This window comes from Brachybacterium sp. Z12 (assembly GCF_014400405.1).
Lineage (GTDB): Bacteria > Actinomycetota > Actinomycetes > Actinomycetales > Dermabacteraceae > Brachybacterium.
Genome location: NZ_CP060496.1, coordinates 2,491,520 through 2,513,434, shown reverse-complemented (window position 1 = coordinate 2,513,434; position 21,915 = coordinate 2,491,520). Strand labels below are relative to the sequence as shown.

Annotated in this window: 15 protein-coding genes and 5 pseudogenes; 6 read left to right on the top strand and 14 right to left on the bottom strand. The window is 68.4% G+C overall.

Annotated features, from left to right (window positions below; all coding sequences use genetic code 11):
- Positions 1-3: 3 nt before the first annotated feature.
- Positions 4-498 (bottom strand): flavin reductase family protein, encoded by a 495-nt coding sequence (locus H3H54_RS13220; protein WP_262424226.1) that lies wholly within the window; start codon positions 496-498, stop codon positions 4-6.
- 158 nt (positions 499-656) lie between these two features.
- Here H3H54_RS13220 and H3H54_RS13215 point away from each other — a divergent pair.
- Positions 657-1,582 (top strand): annotated as a pseudogene (locus H3H54_RS13215) (NADP-dependent oxidoreductase).
- Between the two features lie 240 nt (positions 1,583-1,822).
- On the opposite strand, the pseudogene H3H54_RS19690 reads toward H3H54_RS13215, so the two are convergent.
- The 6 genes and pseudogenes from H3H54_RS19690 to H3H54_RS13190 form a co-directional block, all read right to left on the bottom strand.
- Positions 1,823-2,044 (bottom strand): annotated as a pseudogene (locus H3H54_RS19690) (VOC family protein); the annotation flags it as partial.
- Positions 2,028-3,071, bottom strand: a complete 1,044-nt coding sequence (locus tag H3H54_RS13210) for a helix-turn-helix transcriptional regulator (protein WP_262424225.1) — start codon at positions 3,069-3,071, stop codon at positions 2,028-2,030. The pseudogene H3H54_RS19690 and the gene H3H54_RS13210, both read right to left, overlap by 17 nt.
- A gap of 90 nt (positions 3,072-3,161) precedes the next feature.
- Positions 3,162-4,702, bottom strand: a pseudogene (locus tag H3H54_RS13205) (GMC family oxidoreductase).
- A gap of 141 nt (positions 4,703-4,843) precedes the next feature.
- A pseudogene (locus H3H54_RS13200) lies at positions 4,844-6,327 on the bottom strand (aldehyde dehydrogenase family protein).
- Positions 6,320-8,422 carry a choline BCCT transporter BetT gene (gene betT, locus H3H54_RS13195; RefSeq protein ID WP_262424224.1) on the bottom strand — a complete coding sequence of 701 codons (2,103 nt, stop codon included), beginning with the start codon at positions 8,420-8,422 and terminating at the stop codon, positions 6,320-6,322. The pseudogene H3H54_RS13200 and the gene betT overlap by 8 nt, the downstream one beginning before the upstream one ends.
- Positions 8,423-8,843: 421 nt before the next feature.
- Positions 8,844-10,286, bottom strand: coding sequence for an MDR family MFS transporter (locus H3H54_RS13190; protein ID WP_262424223.1), 1,443 nt, complete (start codon positions 10,284-10,286; stop codon positions 8,844-8,846).
- Between the two features lie 168 nt (positions 10,287-10,454).
- Here H3H54_RS13190 and H3H54_RS13185 point away from each other — a divergent pair, with 168 nt between their 5' ends.
- Positions 10,455-11,546: a tellurite resistance/C4-dicarboxylate transporter family protein gene (locus H3H54_RS13185; RefSeq protein ID WP_262424222.1), complete on the top strand. Its 1,092-nt coding sequence runs from the start codon at positions 10,455-10,457 to the stop codon at positions 11,544-11,546.
- Between the two features lie 197 nt (positions 11,547-11,743).
- On the opposite strand, the gene H3H54_RS13180 is transcribed toward H3H54_RS13185, so the two are convergent.
- Positions 11,744-12,064 carry a putative quinol monooxygenase gene (locus H3H54_RS13180; protein WP_262424221.1) on the bottom strand — a complete coding sequence of 107 codons (321 nt, stop codon included), beginning with the start codon at positions 12,062-12,064 and terminating at the stop codon, positions 11,744-11,746.
- Positions 12,065-12,278: 214 nt separating this feature from the next.
- Here H3H54_RS13180 and H3H54_RS13175 point away from each other — a divergent pair, with 214 nt between their 5' ends.
- The 3 genes and pseudogenes from H3H54_RS13175 to H3H54_RS13165 form a co-directional block, all read left to right on the top strand.
- Entirely contained in the window at positions 12,279-12,995 is a 717-nt protein-coding gene (locus H3H54_RS13175; RefSeq protein ID WP_262424220.1) for an IclR family transcriptional regulator, read from the top strand.
- Between the two features lie 154 nt (positions 12,996-13,149).
- The gene (locus H3H54_RS13170; protein ID WP_262424219.1) at positions 13,150-13,758 is read left to right on the top strand and encodes a hypothetical protein; all 609 of its coding nucleotides are present in this window, start codon (positions 13,150-13,152) and stop codon (positions 13,756-13,758) included.
- Positions 13,755-15,310: pseudogene (locus H3H54_RS13165) on the top strand (GMC family oxidoreductase); the annotation flags it as partial. The gene H3H54_RS13170 and the pseudogene H3H54_RS13165, both read left to right, overlap by 4 nt.
- 79 nt (positions 15,311-15,389) lie before the next feature.
- Here the strand turns inward: H3H54_RS13165 and H3H54_RS13160 are convergent.
- The gene (locus H3H54_RS13160) at positions 15,390-16,262 is read right to left on the bottom strand and encodes a SurA N-terminal domain-containing protein (protein WP_262424218.1); all 873 of its coding nucleotides are present in this window, start codon (positions 16,260-16,262) and stop codon (positions 15,390-15,392) included.
- A 178-nt stretch (positions 16,263-16,440) separates the two neighbouring features.
- On the opposite strand from H3H54_RS13160, the gene H3H54_RS13155 reads away from it, so the two are divergent.
- Entirely contained in the window at positions 16,441-16,728 is a 288-nt protein-coding gene (locus H3H54_RS13155) for a hypothetical protein (protein WP_262424217.1), read from the top strand.
- A gap of 94 nt (positions 16,729-16,822) precedes the next feature.
- Here the strand turns inward: H3H54_RS13155 and H3H54_RS13150 are convergent, their stop codons facing one another.
- The 5 genes from H3H54_RS13150 to H3H54_RS19040 form a co-directional block, all read right to left on the bottom strand.
- Positions 16,823-17,671, bottom strand: coding sequence for a sugar phosphate isomerase/epimerase (locus tag H3H54_RS13150; protein ID WP_262424216.1), 849 nt, complete (start codon positions 17,669-17,671; stop codon positions 16,823-16,825).
- 119 nt (positions 17,672-17,790) lie between these two features.
- Positions 17,791-18,963 carry a Gfo/Idh/MocA family protein gene (locus tag H3H54_RS13145; RefSeq protein ID WP_262424215.1) on the bottom strand — a complete coding sequence of 391 codons (1,173 nt, stop codon included), beginning with the start codon at positions 18,961-18,963 and terminating at the stop codon, positions 17,791-17,793.
- Between the two features lie 157 nt (positions 18,964-19,120).
- Positions 19,121-20,305 (bottom strand): MFS transporter, encoded by a 1,185-nt coding sequence (locus H3H54_RS13140; protein ID WP_262424214.1) that lies wholly within the window; start codon positions 20,303-20,305, stop codon positions 19,121-19,123.
- Positions 20,302-20,502 (bottom strand): hypothetical protein, encoded by a 201-nt coding sequence (locus tag H3H54_RS13135; RefSeq protein WP_262424213.1) that lies wholly within the window; start codon positions 20,500-20,502, stop codon positions 20,302-20,304. The genes H3H54_RS13140 and H3H54_RS13135 overlap by 4 nt, the downstream gene beginning before the upstream one ends.
- A gap of 429 nt (positions 20,503-20,931) precedes the next feature.
- Positions 20,932-21,807 (bottom strand): transglycosylase family protein, encoded by an 876-nt coding sequence (locus H3H54_RS19040; protein ID WP_316249030.1) that lies wholly within the window; start codon positions 21,805-21,807, stop codon positions 20,932-20,934.
- Positions 21,808-21,915 lie beyond the last annotated feature (108 nt).

Sequence of the window (21,915 nt, the reverse complement as noted above, 5' to 3'; positions counted from 1 at the left end):
AGATCAGGACGCCGGGTCCTCGCGCGCCAGCTCCCTGAAGCGGCTGCGGTGGAACACGACCGCCTCGGCCTCGGGTTCGCTGTCGATCGAGAGCACCTCGAGCAGCACCACGTCGTGATCCCCTGCCCGCATCTGGTCGTGCACCCGCGCTGTCATCCACGCCGGAGCGTGCTGCAGGGTGAGTGCGCCGTGCGGATCCACCGTCACATCGATCCCGTCGAAGCGCCGCTCCCGATCCGTCGACGCGAGCTGGCGGGCGAACGGGGCCTGCGCACGGCCCAGCACCGTGACCCCGAGGTGGCCGTGCTCGTGCAGGGCCGGCCAGGTCTTCGAGCTGTGCTGCACGGCGAGGGACACCAGCGGCGGGTCCAGGGAGACGCCGACGGTGAATGTCGAGGCGATCAGCCCGTGGCGCACTCCGTCGATCTCGGCGGCGACCAGGACCATGCCCTGTGGGAAGTGGGAGAACGCCTCACGGAGCGCGATGTCGGACAGCATGGCTTTCACTGTAGGCCCCACATAGCCCCTCGTGATCGGAGGCGACGCGATCTGGGAATCATGCCGTCATCTGCCGTCATCCGGGAGGGTGAGGGCAAAGCCCTCCCTGCCCTTCCGTGCCCGGGGAATTCACCGCCGCCGCGATGCGTTGCCCCCACATGCGTGCAATGACCTACTCCGAATACGGCGACCCCTCCACCCTCGAGCTCACCGACGCCCCGCTGCCCACGGTCGGCCCTGGCAACGTGCTGATCCGGGTGGAGCGAGCCTCCGTGAACCCCGTCGACTGGAAGGTGATGAGCGGCGGCCTGGACTCCCTCATCGACGCTGTCTTCCCGGTCATCCCCGGCTGGGACGTGGCCGGCGTGGTCGAGTCCGTCGGCCCCGACACCCCCGAGTTCACTCCCGGTGACCGCGTCGCCTCCTACGGGCGCAAGGACGTGATCCACGGCGGCACCTTCGCCGAGTACGTTGCGCTGCCGGCCACCTCGGTCACCGAGATCCCGGACGGCGTGGAGTTCGAGGCCGCTGCGGGCCTGCCGCTGGCCGGCCTGACCGCGCTGCGCAGCCTTGACACCCTCGCAGTGTCCGGCGAGGACACCCTGCTGATCCATGCCGCGTCCGGCGGGGTGGGCTACCTCGCCGCCCAGCTGGCGCGCGAGCGGGGCGCGACCGTGATCGGCACCGCCTCCCCGCGTAACCACGAGAAGCTGCAGGCCATCGGCGTCACGCCCGTGACCTACGGCGAGGGTCTGGCCGAGCGGGTGCGCGCGAGATCGCGCCCGACGGCGTGAGCGCGGTCGCGGACTTCGTGGGCGGGGTGCGCGAGGAGACCCTCGCGGTCCTGGCCGCGGGTGGCCGGCATGTCTCGATCGCCGATCCCTCCGTCGAGGAGGCGGGCGGGCACTGGGTCTGGGTGCGGCCTGACGGCGTGCGCCTGCGCAGCCTGCTCGAGAAGGTCGCGGCCGGTGCGCTCCATGTCGAGATCGCCCGCACTTTCCCGCTCGCCGAGGCGGCGCAGGCCTTCGAGGCGAACATGGAGGGGTCGGAGTCCGGCAAGCTCCTCGTCGACGCGACCCGCTGAGCCCTGCAGACGAAGGACGGCTCTGCACCACGTGGTGCAGAGCCGCCCTTCGTCTCCGGCCGCGGGGACGGGCGGCGGGATCACATGTTCAGCGAGCGTGGGCTCATCCCTCGGGCGCGGCCTCGTCCATCGCGCTGATCTGGAAGGTCGCGCCCTCGGGATCGGCGATCGTGGCGATGGTCCCGAAGGGGAGGGCGTCGGGCCGTCCAGCACCCTGCCGCCGAGCTCCTCCACCCGCGCAATCGCTGTGTCGCTGGAGTCCACGCCCAGGTAGACGCGCCAGCCGGTGGCGTCCTCGGGCATCATGCCGGTCGCGTCGCACAGCCCCCAGCTCGCGCTCTCGCCCGGGCCGTTGGTCGCGTAGCGGAAGTCCGGCCCGGACATCTCCTCCTCCATCGGCACCAGCTGGGCGTCGAACACCTCGGTGTAGAACGCGACGGCCTCGTCATACTTGTGCGTCATCAGCTCGAACCACACCGGCGAGCCGGGCGTGCCCGTGAACTCGTAGCCCTCGAGGTCCCCGGCCTGCCACAGACCGATGGATGCGCCGGTGGCGTCGAGGATCACCGACATCCGCCCCGAGTCGCTGATCGCATCGGGAGGGACGATGACCATGCCGCCGGCCGCCGCGGCCTTCGCGGTGCGGGCATCGGCGTCGTCGACGGCGAGGTAGACGTCCCATTCGGGCGGCAGCGGATCGCCGGCCGGGCAGGTCATGCCCGAGACGTTCATCAGCCCGCCCACCAGGGCGTCGCCGTTGCGGATCAGGTGATAGTGATTGAAGCTCTCGCCGAGGTCCTCGAACTCCCAGCCGAACAAGCCTCCGTAGAAGGCCTTCGCCGCGTCGGTGTCGGTGATGCTGAGATCGAGCCAGGTGCTGGTGCCGGTGCTGCGAATCATCATTCCTCCTGGGGTGCGGTGGATCCATGGGGCCCTGGTGTTCCAAACCTAGAGCGGGCGGGGCGCGCAGGTGTGTCCGATCCTGCGCAGTCAGCGGCGGCAGAGGCTCGGCAGGTCCGAGAGCAGCGGCGGTCGTGCCGCTGCTCCACTCGCGGCGAGCTCGAGAGCCACCTCGCCGGTCGCTGATCCGGTCGGCGAGTCGACGCAGCTGCCCCGGCGCCACCCCGACCGTGCTGCGGAAACGGCGGCTGAAGCTCGAGAGCGAGTCGAAGCCGACTGCGCTGGCCACGTCGATCACTGCATCATCGCCTGCCAGCAGCATCCGCTTCGCCGCGTCGATCCGCAGGGCGGTGAGGTACTGGCCGGGACCGATCCCCATGCGGGCGCTGAAGATCCGGGTGAAGTGGAAAGGGCTGTACCCAGCCTGCGCCGCCAGGTCAGCGACGTCGAGGGTGGCTGCGTTCTCGTGCGCGAAGTGCAGCACGGAGGAGAACCTGTCCTCCGCACGAGGGGGCGTGAGTGTGATCACATCCCAGAGTGTACGGTCCCGGCCGGACGCTCCAGAAGGGTCCCGTCGCGCAACCGGCATGACAGAGGCGCGGCACCGGTCGAGGACCGGCACCGCGCCTCCGCGCTCACGTGCTGGGGATGCCGAGGGCCGCGCAGCCCCGGGCCGTGCTCAGGCCGACTGCTCGCCGCGGATCAGCTCCGCGGCGCGCTCACCGATCAGCATCGTGGTGATGTTGGGGTTCACCGCGACCAGCTGCGGCATGACCGAGCCGTCGACCACGCGCAGGCCCGTGACGCCCTTGACCCGCAGCTGCGGGTCAAGCGGCGACATGTCGTCATCCACCGCGCCCATCCGCACCGAACCGGCGGGGTGGTAGACGGTGTTGTGGGTCTTGGAGACGTACTCGGCGATCTCCTCATCGGTCTGCACGTCCTCACCGGGGAACAGCTCCCGGCCGCGGAACGCGTCCATGCCGGACTGCGCGACGATCTCGCGGGCCCTCCTGATCCCGGCGACGGCCACGCGCATGTCATGGCCCTCCTCGTCGGTGAAGTAGCGCGGATCCACCTTCGGCTTGTCGCGGTAGTCGATCGAGCGCAGGCGCACCGTGCCGCGCGAGCGCGCGTGGGTGACGTTCGGGGTCAGTGCGAAGGACTCCGGCGAGGTGGGGTAGCCCTGACGGCGGGTGTGCATGTCGAAGGGCACCGAGCCGTAGTGCATCATCAGGTCCGGCAGGTCCAGGCCCTCCTGGGTGGCGGCGAAGATCCCGATCTCCCACCACTGGGTGGTCTCGCGGGTCATCTTCTGCGTGGACTCCCACGAGATGACCGCCTCCGGGTGGTCCTGCAGGTTCGAGCCGACACCGGGGAGTCGACCCGCACCTCGATGCCCACCTCGCGCAGGTGCTCGGCGGGGCCGATGCCGGAGAGCATCAGCAGCTTGGGGGAGTCGATCGCACCGGCGGAGAGGATCACCTCGCGGCGGGCATGCATGATCGAGGAGCGGTCGAAGACGTTGTCGATGTACTCCACGCCCGTGGCCCGCTGCTCCTCGTCGAAGAGCACCCGCATCACCTGCAGGCCGGTCAGGACGTGCAGGTTCTCGCGCTCCAGGTTCGGGTGCAGGTAGGACACCGAGGAGGAGGCGCGGGTGCCGTCGGCCTGGCGGTTCACCTGGAACCAGTTCGCGCCGTTGACCACGGTCTCGAAGTCGTTGAACGTGGCCTTCGGGATGCCGGCCTGCTCGCAGGCCTCCAGCAGCGCGATGCCGACGGGATCCTCGGCAGGGACGTCCATGAGGTGGACCGGGCCGTCGGTGCCGTGCCCCTCGCCGGAGCGGTTCATGTTCGTCTCGAGCCGGGCGATCAGCGGCATGATCGTCTCTGCGTTCCAGCCCTCGGCGCCGAGCTGCTCCCACAGGTCCATGTCCTCCGCCGGCGGGTGGAAGGCGATGCAGGAGTTGTGGGACGAGCAGCCACCCAGCACCTTCGCGCGGGAGTGGCGCATGAAGGAGTTGCCGTTCTCCTGGGGCTCGATCGGGTAGTCCCAGTCCAGCCCGGATTCCAGCAGCTCGGGCCAGCGCTTGAGCTGCAGCACCTCCTGGTGCTCGAGGTCGGAGGGGCCGGCCTCGAGCAGGGCCACGTCGACGCTCGGGTCCTCGCTCAGGCGCGCCGCCAGGACGGCACCGGCGGAGCCACCGCCGACGACGATGTAATCGAACTCGGAGAGGGGTTCTCTCGGATGTGAGGTCCTGTGCGGACATGTCTGCTGCTTCCTGTCGATGGAGGGAAAGAGGGAGGGGAGGGACCGCCCCGGCGCGGTGCGCGACGGGACGATCCCAGGGGCGCGAGGTCAGTCCTTGCGCGGGAACCAGCCGGTGACGGCCGGCTCGGTGTTCTCGTAGATGTGCTTGGCCTCGGTGTACTCCTCGAGCCCGGTGGGGCCCAGCTCGCGGCCGACGCCCGACATCTTGAAACCGCCCCACTCCGCCTGCGGGAGGTAGGGGTGGTAGTCGTTGATCCAGATGGTGCCGTGGCGCAGGCGCCGCGAGACCCGGTTCGCGACCCCGGCATCCGAGGTCCACACACCGCCGGCCAGGCCGTACTCGGTGTCGTTGGCGATCGCGATGGCCTCCTCCTCGGTCGAGAAGGTCTCCACCGTGATCACCGGGCCGAAGCCCTCCTCGACCACTGCGGGGTTGTCGGAGGCGCACTGGTCCAGGATGGTCGGGGCGTAGAAGAAGCCCTGCTCATGCTCGGGGCCGCCCCAGTGCCCGCCGGTGCGCAGGCGCGCCCCGGCCTCGATCCCGCGCTTGACGTAGTCGGTGACCTTGTCGCGGTGCTCCTTCGAGACCAGCGGTCCGGTCTCCGCCTTCTCGTCCAGCGGGCCGCCCATGACGATGCCCTCGGCGCGCTTCACGAGATCGTCGACGAAGCGCTCCGCGATGGTGTCCTGCAGGATCAGGCGCGTGCCGGCCGAGCACAGCAGACCGGAGTCCATGAAGGCGGCGTTGAGCGCGTTGTCGAGGGCGGCCTCGTAGTCGGCGTCGGCGAACACCACGTTGGGGTTCTTCCCGCCCAGCTCGAGGGCGACCTTCTTGATTCCGTGCGCGGCGGACTCGGCGATCTTCCGCCCGGTGACCAGACCACCGGTGAAGGAGACCAGGTCGATCTCCGGGTGGGAGGACAGCGGTGCGCCGACCACGCCGCCGTCACCCAGTACGAGGTTCGCGACCCCGGCGGGCAGGCCGAGCTTGTCCAGCACGTCCACGATCAGGATGGTGGTGTGGGGGTGAGCTCGGCAGGCTTGATGATGAAGGAGTTGCCGGCGGCGAGGGCCGGGGCGATCTTCCACGAGGCCTGCAGCAGCGGGAAGTTCCAGGGCGTGATCATGCCGCACACCCCGATCGGCTCGTGGACCACGCGGGAGATCACGCTGTCGTCTCCGGCATCGATCAGGCGGCCCGGGTTCTGGCCCGCGATCTTGCCGAAGTAGCGGAAGCAGGCGGTGATGTCGTCCATGTCGCCCTCGGCCTCGACCAGGCGCTTGCCGGTGTCGAGCGCCTCGGCGCGGGCGAACTCGGCCTTGCGCTCCTGGAGTGCGTCGGCGACCTGCAGCAGGAAGTCGCCCCGCTCGGAGGCGGGCTTGTCGGCCCAGACGCGGGCCTCGAAAGCCCGCCGCGCCGCGAGGATCGCGCGCTCGACGTCCGCCGCGGTGGCCTCGGAGACCACCCCGACCTCGCTCTGGTCGGCGGGGCAGATCACGGTGCGGGTCTCGCCCGAGGAGGAGGGCACCCACTCTCCGTCGATGAACAGGGTGGCGATGGGGTCAGTCATGTCGCTCCTTCGTGTCGGGTGTGGTGGAGGTTTCGAGATCGTCGGGGGCATCTACCTGGTCGGTGTCGTCCCAGGTGTCCGGCGCCGTGACGGGGATGGTGCCCGTCGCGGTGCCGAGCTCGGTGCTCATCGTCAGGTACATGATGTGCGCGTCGTAGGAGTCCAGCACATCGGCGATGACCTGATCCTTCGAATAGCCCATGATGTCCCGGCCTCGGGAGCCGAGGGTCGAGAAGATCTCGACCCGGTAGTAGGTGTCGCGCACGGCCGCCAGGTTCGCCGCGAAGCTGGGCGTCGAGAAGGCGACCGGGTACGTCTGGTACTTGAAGTCCTCGGCCTCGGGGAAGGAGACGACGAGGTCCACGAAGGGGATCCCGCTGTCCGGGTGCGCACCGCGGTGGCACACGACATCGGCGCCAAGCTTCTTCAGCTCCGCCGCGACCTCCTCGACCGCGGGGGTGGCCACGGTATCGATGAAAGTGGTCGCCTGGTCGGCAGAGGCATAGGACATGCGGTGCTGGAGGCGTTGGCGCCACGAGCCGCGCTCGCCGCCCTCCGCCTCGCGGACCCGGCTGGTCAGCAGCGCAGGAAGCGTCGCCTGGCGGGAGACGAGGTTCATGTGCTCGGTGCGCAGCACCTTCCAGAGGCTGAACATCACCAGATAGACGAGGATCGACAGCGGCAGCCCCACGATGACGGTCGCGGCCTGCAGCGTGTAGACACCGTCGATGAACAGCATCACCAGGGTCAGAGCGCCCGTGATGACCGCCCACACGATGCGCAGCCAGGGCGGGCCGTCCGAGTCAGTGGTGGAGGACTTCGAGGTCATGTTCGCCATCACCAGCGAGCCGGAGTCCGCGGAGGTGACGTAGAAGAACATCCCGGTGATCAGGGCGAGGGAGACGGTGAAGATCGCGCCGGGGTACTGCTCGAGCAGGTTGAAGAACCCGGACTCGGGCTGGTTGACGGCGAGGTCGAGGAACTCCGCGTCGCCGAAGAAGCTCATCGCGGCGTTGCCGAAGATCGAGACCCACAGCAGGATGAAGGCGAAGGGGATCAGCAGCACGCCGATCACGAACTGGCGCAGGGTGCGGCCACGCGAGATGCGGGCCAGGAACAGGCTGACGAACGGCGCCCACGCGATCCACCAGGCCCAGAAGAACAGTGTCCAGTCGGCCATCCACTGGTCCGCGGGATACTCCGCCGCGCCCTCATTGTACGCGAAGGTGTTCATCATCATCCCGGGGAACCGGGAGAAGAAGTCGCCGATGTTCTGGACCAGGGCGTTGAGCAGCTGGGTCGTGTTCCCGGAGAAAACCACCCACAGCATGAGGATGATCGCGAGGACGACGTTCAGCTCGGACAGCCGGCGGATGCCCTTGTCCACGCCGGAGACGGTGGACAGGACGGTGATGAACACGGCCAGTGCCATCAGTGCGACCTGTACGGCGATCGAGTTCGGGACGCCGAACAGCGAGGAGAGCCCGAAGTTCAGGAACACCACGCCGATGCCGAGCGATACCGAGATGCCGAAGATGGTGCCGATGGTCGCGCCGATCTCAGCGGCGTGGCCGATGCCCCCGTGGATCCGCTTGCCGAAGATCGGGGCCAACGCGGAGCGGATGGACAGCGGCAGGTGGTAGCGGTAGGCGAAGAGGCCGAAGGCCATGCCCATGAGGGCGTACATCGCCCAGCCGGGGATCCCGTAGTGGAAGATCGTCCAGAGAGGAGCCATCCGGGCCGCCTCTTCGGACCCGGCCGAAACATCCGGCGGGGTGAGGAAGTTCGTGGCCGGGCCGGAGATCCCGAAGAACATCAGGTCCACACCGATCCCGGCGGCGAACAGCATCGCGGCCCAGGTGAACAGGTTGTACTTCGGCAGCGAATGGTCCGGGCCCATCTTCGTCCCGCCGACCTTTGAGAACGCGACGATCAGCACGAACACCACCACGATGGTGGCGGTCAGGACGTAGTACCAGCCGAAGTTCTTCGCCACCCAGGCCATGGAGCCGAAGATGACCGTCTCGGCGGTATCCGGCCAGATCCCGGCGAAGAGCACGAAGGCGACGATGATCGCCGAGGTGCCTGCGAACACCGGCCAGTTGACGGGGAGTGGGAGCGCTTCGCTGCTGCTGATGCGGGGGCCGGTTCGCCGTGTCCACCGCCCGGGTCCCGCCGGGAGTCGGGGGAGTCTGCGGGGCGAGGGGTCATGGCGGCCTCGGCCATCACGGTCCTTTCGATCGGTTCGAGCGGGCGTCCCTGCGCAGGGGCGCGGGCCGGCCCGGAGGAGACAACGTTACTCGCGACCGAGCAAGGTTTCGCAGGTCGCAGGCAGTCTTCGACTTTAGGGTCGATCGGAGCGCCGGGCCAGCGGGCGAGCTGGAGAGGTGACCCAGCAGGCATCGCAGGCCGCACGGCGGCAGATGGGGCGTGTGTGCGGCGCTGAGCTCAGTATGGCCTGGGCCATGGTGCGGTGTCCCGGAATCCTCCCGTCGCCGCGCGCGACGGGCCGGGGATCATCCGTGGTCCGTGGCCGCGGCCCGCGGGCGGGAGCCGCGCAGGAAGCAGGAGCCGATCAGGCCTGCTGCGGCGATCCCGCCGGCGACCATGAACGCCACGTTCACGCCGTGGATCGCACCGGCCGCGCCGTACACCTCGGGATCCTTCGCAGCGGCGGTCATCACCGTCACCAGCACCCCGGTGCCGACGGAGGCCGCGACCTGCCGCAGGGTGTTGTTCACGGCGGCGCCGTGGGGGATCATCCGTTGCGGGAGCTGGTTCAGTGCGGCCGTGGTCACCGGCATGATCACCATCGCGGTGCCCAGCATCCGCACGGCGTTGACGATCGCGATGTAGGCGAAGGTGGTCTCGACCGACAGCAGCGCCAGCAGGAAGCTCGTGATCGCCAGCAGGCTGAACCCGATGATCGCGAGCGCAGAGGCGCCGAAGCGGTCGAAGATCCGCCCGGTCACCGGGGACATGATCCCCATGATGACCGCGCCCGGAAGCAGCACCAGCCCGGATTCCATGGCGGTGAAGTCGCTCATGTTCTGCATGTACAGCGGGATCATCAGCATTCCGCCGATCATCGCCATGAACACCAGCATGCCCAGCACCGTGCCGAGGGTGAACATGCGGTTCCGCAGCACCCCCAGCTCGAGCAGCGGCTCCTCGAGCCGCAGTTGGCGGTGCACGAACCACACCAGCGTCAGGGCACCGACGATCAGAGGGGCGAGCACCTGGGCGTCCAGCCAGCCCACCGTGCCGGCATTGCTGAAGCCGAACAGCAGCCCGCCGAAGGCGAAGGTGGACAGGATCAGCGAGAGCACGTCCAGGCGGGGGTTCGTGCGCTCGGTGACGTTGCGGAGGGTGAAGTGGGCGAAGATCAGGGCGCCGAGCGCGATCGGCAGCATCATCACGAACAGCCAGCGCCACGACCAGTGGTCCACGATGAAGCCGGACAGGGTGGGCCCGATCGCGGGAGCGAAGGAGATCACCAACCCGAAGGTGCCCATGGCGGTGCCGCGCTTATGGATCGGGAAGATCGCGAACAGAATCGTCTGCATCAGCGGCATGATCATCCCGCCGCTCGCGGCCTGAACCACCCGGCCGACCAACAGCACCGGGTACGCCGGGGCGATGGCGCAGATGACCGTCCCCAGAGCGAAGATGCCCATCGCGGCGAAGAACATCGTGCGCGTGGTGAACTTCTGGATCAGGAAGGCCGTGGCCGGGATCATGATGCCGTTCACCAGCATGAACAGAGTGGTCACCCACTGTGCGGTGTTCGCGGTGATGCCGAATTCCACCATGAACGCCGGCAGGGCCGTGTTCAGCAGCGTCTGGTTGAGGATGATCACGAACGCCCCGGCGAGCAGGACCGCCATCACGAGGTTCGGGTTCACCGCCGGCGGTGCGGGGTCGGTGCCGTCCGTGGCCCCATCGTGCATCCGCCCCATGGCTGGAACCTCCCCGTCCCGATCGCCCGGGCCTCTGCTTCACTCGTCCGGCGGCATCGGCCACCGCACACGACACTAGGTGCGAAGTTGCACTGGGTGCAAGGTCGGACGGGTGCGAGGAGCGCCTCACTGCCACCGCGGGAGACGCACCCGTCGCACAATGGCAGCGTGCCCTCCTCCTCCGCCACCTCTGCGACCATCCCGCCCCTCGCCGTACGTGCCGAACAGGCGCTCGCCGGGCTCGCTCCGGGCTACTTCGCCCTGGTGATGGCGACGGGGATCGTGTCGATCGCGCTGCGGATGGCGGGGGCCGACGGGGCGGCACTGGTGCTGCTGGTCCTCGCAGCGGTCGCTGCCGCTGTGCTCACGGCGCTGTACACCCTGCGCTGGGCACGGCACCGCGACCGTATGCGCGCCGACGCCCGGAACCCGGAGACGGCCTTCGGGTTCTTCACCATCGTCGCCGCAGCCGGCGTCCTCGCCGTGGGCCTGCAGCAGGTGGGGATGGGCATGGCCTCGGTCGTCCTGCTCGCGATCGGTGCTGCGATCTGGATCGTGCTCGGCTACGTGCTGCCCTGGCAGGTGCTGATGAGGCGGGACGGTGAGCCGATCCTCGCTCGCACCAACGGCAGCTGGTTCATCTGGTCCGTTGCCTCGCAGTCCCTCGCCGTCGGCCTGTCCGGGCTGAAGCCCGCCACTCCCGCCTACGCGGATCTGCTCGGAGTGCTCACGGTGATGGCCTGGTCGGTGGGCACGATCCTCTACGCGGGGATCGCGGTGCTGGTGATCCTGCGGATCGTGCACTTCGGCATCACCCCGCAGCAGTTCGAGCCCACTTACTGGGTGGCGATGGGGGCGCTCGCGATCGCTGTGGTCGCCGGTGCCGGGATCTACGCGATGGACCCGGTGCCGATGGTCGATGCGGCCCGAGGGTTGATCGGCGGCACCGTGGTGATCTTCTGGTGCTTCGCGCTGTGGCAGATCCCGCTGCTGGCCGGAGCCGGCCTGTGGCGGCATCTGATCCACCGGGTGCCGCTGCGCTACGTCCCCTCGCTGTGGTCGATCGTGTTCCCGCTGGGGATGTTCGCGGTCGCCTCGATGCGGCTGGGCCGGGTGGAGCACCTGCCGCTCGTCGAAGGAGTCGGGGTGGCCGGCATGGTCATCGCGGTGTTCGCGTGGGCGGCGGTCTCCGCCGGCCTGGTCGTGACCCTGGTGCGCGGGGTCCTGGGACGGTCGAGCCGCCGTGCGGTGATCGAGTGAAACGCGTTTCATCCGATCACCAGCCGCCGCCAGCCGCCCCGGTCCGTCGTCCCGTCCGATCAGCGGTCCCCGTCGACCGTTGCACAGTGGGTGTTCTGAGAGCTCAGAGCGCCAACTGCGCAACGGTCGAGCCGGAAATAGTCAGCTGGCGCTCGGGGGTGACCTCGGGGCTGACTCAGCAGCTCAGTACGCTCAGCTCACTCGACGGTGATCTCGCCCATGGGGCCCCAGCCGTCGCTCTCGATCTGCTGGGAGATGATCTGCGGGGTCGCGGAGAGGTACTGCGGGAACTCCTGCTGCATCTTCTTGAAGTGAGGGGAGTCCACATGCGGGCCGGCGCCCTCATCGGTGAATGCCTCGATGAGCACGTAGGTGTTCGGGTCCTTCACGCTGCGCGACCACTCGAACCACAGGTTGCCGGGCTCGGCGAGGGTGGTCTCGGTGAACTCGCGCGCGATCTCGGGCCAGCGATCGGCGAACTCGGGCTTCACAGGGAACTTCACGTTGATCAGGATCATCGTCGCGTCCTTTCTGAGGTGAGGGGCAGGCCCAGCCTGCCCGGTGACGGAGGAGTCCGGTAGCCCCATTCTCGCAGGGCAAGAAGCCGCCCGTCCCAGGGATCCTGCGGCACAATGAACGCAGCGGCCGAGAGGGGTGCGATGAGCATCATGGACGAGCGGGGCGAGGACGCCCCGGCCGGGCAGATCGCCCGAGCCCTCGCCGTGCGAAGCAGTGGCCGAGCACGGCAGCAGCACCGCCCGAGGCATCGCGGACGCCACGGGGATCCCGCTGCCCACCGTCTACCGGATTGCCCAGGAGCTCATCCGCGCGGACTACCTGGTGCATCTGCGGGACGAGAAGCGCTTCGCGCTCGGCTACAAGCTGCACCGCCTGGCCGTCGGCCTGCATGAGCATCTCGGGATACCTCGCGCCGTGCGTGAGGAGGTTCACGCCCTGCATCGGGACCTGGGGATGGCCTCCTACCTCGCGATCCATCGCGGCACCGACTTCGTGGTGGTGCACGTCTCCGATTCGCCGCAGGCGCCGCGGCTCTCGCCGCTGAGCTTCGGATTCCATGAGAGCCCCCATGCCACCGCCTTCGGGAAGGCGGGGCTCGCCTCGCTGCCCATCGAGGAGCGCGAGGCCTACCTCGCTGACGGACCCTTGCGCGCTCACACCGATCGAACCCTCACCGACCCCGAGCAGCTGCGCCGCCAGCTCGAGGAGATCGCGGCCCGGGGCATCGCCTGGGAGCACCAGGAGTTCGTGCCCGGGACCGACTGCCTGGCCGCCACCATCAAGGCCGACGACGGCATGCTGCTGGGCACCGTCGCCGTCTCCGCGCCCGTGGCCGCCTATGCGGGCCGGGTCCGCCATATCGAGGACCGCCTGCGAGCCTGCGCCTCTCGGGCAGGCCGCGCCTACCGCCTCGGCGGCCACCACGCCTGAGCCGCGGGGCCCGCGAGCACCCGCAGGGCGCTCGATCGCCGAGCAGCAGCCGTCGGCCCCTTCTCACCCGGCGATAAGGCAGATTGCCGCTCCCTCCAACACTCCCTAGCGTGTGCTTCAGATCACTGGCAAAGACGCAGTGGAAGGAGAGGCCATGAGTGCTCCACATACGGGGGACACCATCAACGACATCGAGGGCAGCGATGAGGCCACCGAGACCCTCGTCGCCCTGATCAAGGCGGCGTTCCCGCACGACGGAGTCCCTGACTCCGCCTATCGCCGGGCCGCCGGCACTGTGCAGGCCGCCGCCGAGGACACGACCTGGATGCGGGTCAAGCTCGCCCAGGGCCTCGATTCCCTGCAGGCGCTCGCCGACGGGCGCTTCACCGAGCTCACCTCGCAGGAGGCGCTGCCGCTGCTGCTGCGGGTCCAGCACACGACGTTCTTCGGCTTCGTGCGGCAGACGGTGGTGGTCAGCCTCTACGAGGACGAGGAGGTGTGGGAGGTGCTCGGCTACGAGGGCCCCTCCTTCGACAAGGGCGGGTACATCGACCGCGGCTTCGACGATCTCGACTGGCTGCCCGATCCACGGATCGAGGAGTACGACGGCGAACCGCTGGAGGACGTCGTCTCGGACATCCCGCGGGCGGCGACCACCGCAAGCACCCGGGGTGCTGCGGTCCCTGCCGGGCAGAGCAGGGCACGGGCCGGGCGCACCGGTCGCACGCAGAACAGCAACGGCAGCAAGGGGGCCACGGCATGAGCACCATCGACCATTCCACCGAGACCGTCGTCATCATCGGCTCCGGCGCCGGAGGCGGCACCCTCGCCTACGAGCTCACCAAGCAGGGCATCGAGTGCGTGGTCCTCGAAGCAGGCCCCTACCTGCAGGGCGAGGACTACATGAACCTCGAGTGGGAGGCCTTCAACCAGATGGCCTGGACCGACACCCGCACCACCTCCGGCAGCTGGCGGGTGGCGAAAGACTTCCCGAACCTGCCGGCCTGGATCGTCAAGGCCGTCGGCGGCACCACCACCCACTGGTCCGGTGCCACTCCGCGCTTCAAGCCGCATGAGTTCAAGACCCGCTCCACCTACGGGCGGGTCGACGGCGCGAACCTGCTGGACTGGCCGCTCACCTACGAGGAGCTCGATCCCTACTACACCCGCGCCGAGGACGCGATCGGCTCCACCCATCGCGGCGGCCGGGCACCACTGCCCGCGAACAACAACTACAAGGTGCTGGCCGCAGGTGCTGAGAAGCTCGGCTACCGCCATTACGCGACCGGCCCCTACGGCACCAACGCCGAACCATACGACGGCCGTCCCGCCTCCATCCAGGACGGCTTCAACTTCCAGGGGGACAAGAACGGCTCGAAGTGGTCCACGATGGTGCGGGAGATCCCCCGCGCGCTCGCCACCGGGAAGCTGGATCTCCGGCCGAACTGCCACGTCGCCCAGATCCTGCACGACCGTGCCGGGAGGGTCGAGGCCGTGCTGTACCTCGACCAGGACGGCACCCTGCACCGTCAGGCCGCCAAGGTGGTGTGCGTGGCCGGGAACTCGATCGAGACCCCGCGCCTGCTGCACCTCAGCTCCTCCTCGCTGTTCCCCGACGGGCTCGCGAACTCCTCCGGCCAGGTGGGTCGCAACTACATGCGCCACATGACCGGCAGCGTGTACGCGGAGTTCGACAGGCCGGTGCGGATGTACCGGGGCGAGACCATGGCCGGCAACATCTCCGACGAATCGGTGCACAACCCCACCCGGGGCTTCGCGGCGGCTACTACATCCAGACCATCTCGCTGGGTCCCGCGTTCATGGCCAGCTTCGTCGAGCCCGGTGCCTGGGGGCCGGACTTCACCCGGCTGCTGGAGGCCTATGAGAGGACCGCCGGCTGCTGGCTGGTGGGGGAGGACATGCCTCAGGAGTCCAATGCGGTGACGCTGAACTCCACCGTCATGGACCAGCATGGCCTGCCGGCGGCCAACGTCCACTTCGATGATCACAGCAACGACATCGCCATGCGCGAGCACGCCTACAGCCAGGCGCAGAAGCTCTACCGCGCCGTCGGCGCGGTCTCCACGCACCGCACCACCCCGTACCCCTCTACGCACAATCTCGGCACCTGCCGGATGAGCGAGAGGCCCGAAGACGGTGTTGTCGACAAGTGGGGCAGGGCGCATGACGTGCCGAACCTGTTCATCTCCGACGGTTCGCAGTTCACCACGGGCGGCGCCGCGAACCCGACGCTGACGATCGTGGCCCTCGCGATCCGTCAGGCCGAGTACCTTGCCGAGGCGCTGAAGAAGGGGAGGTCTGACAGAGGCCCGTTGAGCGGGTCTCGGGGTACGACCCACCGGACCGCGGACGAGCAGACGGCCGGGCCATCCCTCAGGGGTGACCCGGCCGTCGTCCATGGGTGGGGGAAGAATCAGAGGTTGATCGTGACGTCCCCGGCCTCGCGCAGGTCTGCGGCGATGGTGCCGGCCGCCTCGTTCTGCTGCTGGGTGATGGCCTGCTGGGCCAGCTGCTCCTTGACCTCCTCGAAGGGAGGCACCTCAGGCTGCTGCCCGTCGCCCTGCGGCTGCTGCTGCCCGCCCCCTGGGACTGCTGCGCGACGAGCTGGTCGTACTGCGCCTGCAGCTCCTCGTCCGTCGGCTCCTGGATGTCCGCCTTCTGCTCGACGAAGGAGGTCAGGGTGAACTGGGAGGCGGCGTCCTTCCGCACGTCCTCCTCACTCATGCCCTGCTGCTCGAGCGCGGAGACGACCTCGTCCGCGGAACCCAGGCCGTTCTGCTGTGCGATCTCCTCGAGGGTGGCATCGACATCCGCGTCGGTCGCCTCGATCCCGGCATCGGTCGCGCCCTGGAGCAGCAGCTGGTTGTCCACGAGCTGGTTCGCGACCTGGTCCTTGAGCGCGGCCTCGTCGACCTCCTCGCCGGTGGTCTGCTGCTGCATCGCCATCTGCTGGAACTGGCTCTCGTAGACGGAGATGAACTCGTCCTTCGTGATCTCCTGGCCGTTGACCGTGGCCACGACATCCGGGACGTCGGAGACATCCGCCTCCGGGGCCTGCTGGGCTCCGCCCTCGCCCCCGGCAAGAGGGCCTCCGCCGCCGTCGCTGGCGGCGGGTGGCTGCCCGCCGGCGTCGCTGCCGCCCGATGATGCGGCCTGGTCGTCGCTGCACCCGGTCAGGGCGAGCGCCGCGGTGAACGTGAGTGCGGCGAGAGTGCGCCGGAGAGTCCGGCTGCTGGGAACCTTCACTGTGCCTCCTGAGGTCGTTGGCGCGGGCGACGCTACGCCCCGAAACCTGGAATCGTGTTGCAGCTCTGTCCAGGGGTGGTCAGGAAGAGGTGTTCCCGGCGGTCAGCAGGCCCCGCTCGGAGCACTGGGTCTCCGAGATCTGGCTCACGCCGGCGTGCTCCTGCCCTAGGGTCGAGGAATGGAGATCACGATTCCCGAGGACTGCGGCAACTCCCCGCGCATGACGATCGTGGCCGACATCGCGGCGGCCTGGGCGAACGGGGAGGAGGCGACCGTGCGCGAATGGCTGAGGGACGACGCCGTCTGGTCCCTCGTCGGCTCCGATGTCCCGGCGGCCGACGGCTATGTGCCGGCGCCCGTCGACGCCGACAGCGGCGAGATCCTCACCGTCCTGAACCACGGCCGCCTCGCCGCCTGCGACGGCTACGTGGTGTCCGGGGAGAACGCGTCGACTTCTGCCACATGATCCGTTTCGCCGGGACCACGAAGACGGCGAAGATCCGCGAGATCCGCACCTACCTCCAGCGCTGAGAGGAGTCCCGCCGAGCGGCGGGATCGGGTCAGTACCCGATGGACCTCAGGTACTCGCGGGACTCGCAGATGCAGTCGATCGGGTCCCGGCCGTAGGTGTCGTCCTGCTCGATGAGGAAGTACTCCGCGCCGGCCTTCTCCGCAGCGGGCAGCAGCGCGGGCCAGTCCATGTTGCCCTGGCCGACCTCGGCAAACTGGGCGAGGGACAGGAAGATGCCGTAGAACTCCTGCATGTCCATCTCCTTCGTCTCGAGCTTCTCCACCGCCTCGGCGGGCATCGGGGCGACCCGGAAGTCCTTGACGTGGATGAGCTTGCAGGCGCCGGAGTAGGCCTCGAGCATGTCCAGGGGCGCCATGCCGCCGCGCTGGACCCAGTGCAGGTCCACCTCGAACAGCAGCGACGGGGCGACCCGGCGCACGATGTCGAAGATGCGCTCACCATCGAACTGGATGAGGTCGACGTGGTGGTTGTGGTAGCACAGCGTGATGCCCTGCTCCGCGAGACGGGCCGCGTAGGGCTCGACCGACGCCGCCCACTCCTCTGCCGCCTGCTTCGAGGTCATCGCCGAGAACGGCATCATGCCGATGCGCAGGAAGCGCGAGCCGGTCTTCTTGCAGGCCTCGACGGCGCGATCGAACTCGGTCTCGAGCGCGAAGCCGTTGCCACCGGGGGCGATGGAAACGCTCATCGCTGCGGTCTCGACGCCGAAGTCGGCCTTGCCGCGCACGAGATCGTCGATCAGCTCATCGGTCATCTCCACCTGGGAGACCTCGACTGCGTCGATGTCGAGCTCGCGCACCTGGCGCAGCACCTCGTACATCCCCTTCTCGTTGATCTGGTCCTTGAGCATCATGAGCTGGAGTCCGACGACGGGCATGGTGAGTCTCCTTCGAGTCGTGGGCCGGCGCCGAGAGGTGCCGGTATGACGGGGTGTTCGGATGAGGACGGGAATGGTCGGGCCGGCGCCGGGCGGCGTGGGCCCGACAGGTCAGCGGATCAGGAGCGGGTGGGGAACTTCCCCTCCGCCTCGATGCGCTTGTTGAGCTCGGCGAGGTACTCCTCGGCGGGGTAATCGACCAGGTCGATCTCGCGACCGGTCCAGGCGGAGAGCTGCATGCCGGAGGCGAGGCGCACGCCGTTGATGCCCTCGGCGCCGTCGGCGATCAGCGGCGTGCCGTCGTTGACGTGGGCGGCGAAATTGGTCAGGACGTCGATGTGCTGCTGGCCCCAGGCCGACTCGTACTCCTTGACCTCGGTCTCGTACAGCTCGGCGGTGTCGATCTTGCCCATGAACAGCCGGCCCACATCCTCGGTGGACATGCCGTCGCTGAGGCTCCGCTCGTCCTGCTTCAGGCGGGTGATCGTGACCTTCTTGGAGGCATCCACGATGACCTTGCCCTGGTCGAACAGCATCTCCAGGCGGTCGGTGCCGATGATGTCGTTCGTGGACGTGATGAAGCTGCCGGTGGCGCCGTCACCGAAATCGACGACGGCGTTGACCTCGTCCTCGGTGGCGATGTCGCGCTGGAAGCCGAAGGAGAGCTTCGCGAAGACCTTCTGCGGGGCGCCGCACAGCCACTGCCACAGATCCAGCTGGTGGGGCGCCTGGTTGACCAGCACACCGCCTCCCTCGCCGCCCCAGGTCGCGCGCCAGGCGGACTGGTCGTAGTAAGCCTGCGGACGCCACCAGGTGGTGATGATCCACGAGGTATGGCGCAGCTTCCCGAGCTCGCCGGAGGCGATGAGCGCCTTGAGCTCCTTGTAGACGGGGTTCGTGCGCTGGTTGAACATGATGGCGAAGGTGGTCTCGGGATGCTCCGCCGCGAAGGTGTTCATCTCCTCGACCTGCTTGGTGTAGATGCCGGCCGGCTTCTCGGTGAGGGTATGGATGCCCTTGCCGATCGCGGTGATCGTCATCTCCGCATGATCGAAGTGCGGCACGGTGGTGACCACTGCGTCGACATCACCGGAGTCCAGCATCGCGATGTAGTCGTCGTAGAAGGGCACGCCGGGATGCTTCTCGGCGGCGGCCTCCTGCTTGGCCGGGTCGATGTCTGCGATCGCGCCGAGGGACATGCCCGCGATCTTGCCCTCGGCGACGAGGCCGGCGTACATGCCGCCCTGGGCGCCGAGCCCGATGATTCCGAGGCGGACGTTCTTCTCCGACATGGTGTCTCCGTTCTGTAGTGGTGACGGCGCCCGGGCGAGGGGCGCTGTGAAGGATGAGCAGAAGTGCAGGAGGGCTGGTCGGGGAGGGGAGAGCTGTCTCGCTGCCGACCATACTCGCGCTGGTGGTCCCTGTCGGGGGCCCACCGGCGAGAGCAGATCAGCTCTCCGGCGTGGTCCCGGCGGCTGCCGCGTGACGACTCTCGAGGATGGCGACGTTCTCGTCCACCCGCTTCTTGGACAGCGGGTACCAGAAGATCAGGGCCAGCACCGAGATGATCAGCAGCAGGGCCGGCACCAGGGTCGCGAGATTGTAGATGCCCTCGAGCACCTGCTGGGTCTGCACGACGTTGCCGGTGCCGGACTGGTAGCCGATCCAGCCCAGGGCCCAGCCGGTCAGACCGCCGGCGATGGCCTGGCCGAGCTTGCGAGCCCAGGAGTACATGCCGTACACGGTGGCGTCGTTGCGCTCCCCGGTGCGGATCTCCTGGAGGTCGATCACGTCGGTGATGAACGCCCAGATCAGGATGTTCAGGCAGGAGACGCCCAGCATGAGCACGGCGTACCCGACCATGAACACGTACGGGCTGTCGGTGCGCAGCACGAACAGCACCAGGGCGGCGACGATCGCCAGGGTCATCCCGACGGTGCCGACCTCCTTCTTGCCGAAGGTCTTGGCGAGCTTCGAGGCGAAGGGCACCAGGAGCAGGGTGGGGGCCAGGCCCACGAAGTTCACGATGCTGAGCAGCTGCCCGTCGTTGAAGTACTCGTTGAGCATGTACGGCATCATCCCGCCGAGCAGCATGAAGGCGATGAGCATGAACAGCGAGGTGGCGATGAGCCCGGTGAGGCCGCGGTTCTTGGCCATCGCGCCGAGGGTCTGGCCGAGGGTCGCCCGCTGCTCCTTGGACTTTGGCGGCGTGGTGATGCGCTCCTCGACGTTCACGAAGCACAGCATGTAGCAGAGGACCGCGAGGACGCCGCAGCCCGCGGCAGCCCACATCATGCGGGTCCCGGAGAGCTCGGACTGCCCGTTGATCTGCACGAACACGATCAGGGGCAGGATCACGGAGATGCCGAGGTTCGCGAGGGTGGCACCGAGCGAGCGGAACACCGACAGTGAGGCGCGTTCACCGGGCTGGTTGGAGATGACCGAGGCCATCGAGCCGTAGGGGATGTTGATCAGGGTGTAGAACACCGAGCCCCACAGGATGTAGGTGATGATCATCCATCCCAGGCGCACCCCGTAGCTGCCGTCCTGCAGGAACGGCGAGAACATCAGGAAGGCGGCCCCGGCGACGGGGAGCATGATCCGCAGCAGCCAGGGCTTGAAGCGGCCGCTCACGCTCGCAGCAGGGTGCCGACGTGGGCGGCACTGATCCCCATGACGTTGGTGTAGAAGATCATGAAGAACGAGGACTGCAGGAGGAACGTGAAGTCGTTCCCGAAGTCCCCGAACATGTAGCCGATCTTGTCCCGGAAGCTGAACGGACGGACGGCCGTCTTCTTCTCGGGTATCGCAGCTGCGGTGGTGCTCGTCATCGTGCTCCTGCTGGCTCATCATTGAGTAGCTGTGAGCGACCGTGCGCGGCGCGGCGCGGGTGGCTCCGTGTCGCTGGGCGCGGCGCGGGAAGCGACGTCGGCGAACGACCTCGAGTCTGGTGAGGGAGCGTCTCAAGGAGGCGTTGTTGCCAAAGGTTGCAGTGCGGCTGCCAACTCGCGAAGTCTTGTGCTAGTCAGTAATGGCGCTACTGCCTGCAGGTCTGCGGATCAGTCAGTGCGGAGAGCTGTGTCACCGCGAGGGCGAAGAGGCGGTGGCACCCCTGATGTTGCCGCGCGTTGCCCGTGGTGTCGTGAAGTCGAGAGTGCCCAGAACGGCAGAACGGCCGGGCCACCACAAGGGTGACCCGGCCGTTCGAACTCACGGCACGATCGCATGCTCGCGATCGTCGCGGCGATCGCCGCGTGAGATCAGTAGAGGTTGAGGAAGGTCTGCAGGACCTCCACGGTGCCCTCGTCGATCTCATCGGAGCCGCTCTTCTCGGCACCGATCTCGTGCTGCAGTCCGGCGACGGTGTCCTCACCGATCGTGCCGTCCTGATCGGTCTTGGACCACGCCTGGAGAGCGAGGGTGGTCTCCTCGTTCATCTCTCCGGTCTGCTCCACGCCCAGCCAATCCTGGAGGGCGGTGACGGTCTTCGGACCCATCTTCCCGTCCACCTCGAGGGTGCCTGCCACGGAGAGATCACCGGTCGCGTGCGAGCCGGGCTCACCCGCAGGAGCCTCGGAGGGCTCGGACTGCGTCGACTCCTCCTGCGGAGCCTGCTCCTTCGGGGCCTGCTCCTTCGGGGCCTGCTCCTTGGGAGCCTCCTCCTGCGGAGCCTGCTCCTGGGGAGCCTCCTCCTGCTGGCTCGGCTCCTGGCGCTGCTCATCGCGGCTGGCGCCATCGTCCTCGCGGGACTGCTGCTCCTGCTGCTGGCCGTCGTCCTGCTGCTCGTCCTGGGGAGCCTCCTCCTCGGGGGCGCCGCTGGTATCCGCGCCGCCGCTGAGGCTGACGCCGCAGTTGGGCCAGGCGCCCGGGCCCTGCATTTCGAGCAGGTTCTCACCGGCGGCGATCTGCTGGCTCTTGGAGGCGAGGTCGGCGCGCTCGGCGTACTGGAGACCGCCCGCGGCCTCCCACGAGGACTGCGAGAACTGCAGGCCGCCGTAGTAGCCGTTGCCGGTGTTGATCGACCAGTCGCCGCCGGCCTCGCACTGGGCGACCTCGTCCCAGCCTCCCGCGGCGTTGGCCGCGGTGCCGGTGGCGAGCATGCCGGTGGCGACGACAGCGCCTCCGGCCAGGGTCACTGCGGTGCGGGCCAGGCCGCGACGCAGGGGGAGATCTTGGGGGTTCTGGTGGCGTGCGTGTTGTGCTGGGACATGGACACGTCCTCTCACATCTCTCGCGGGTTGCGC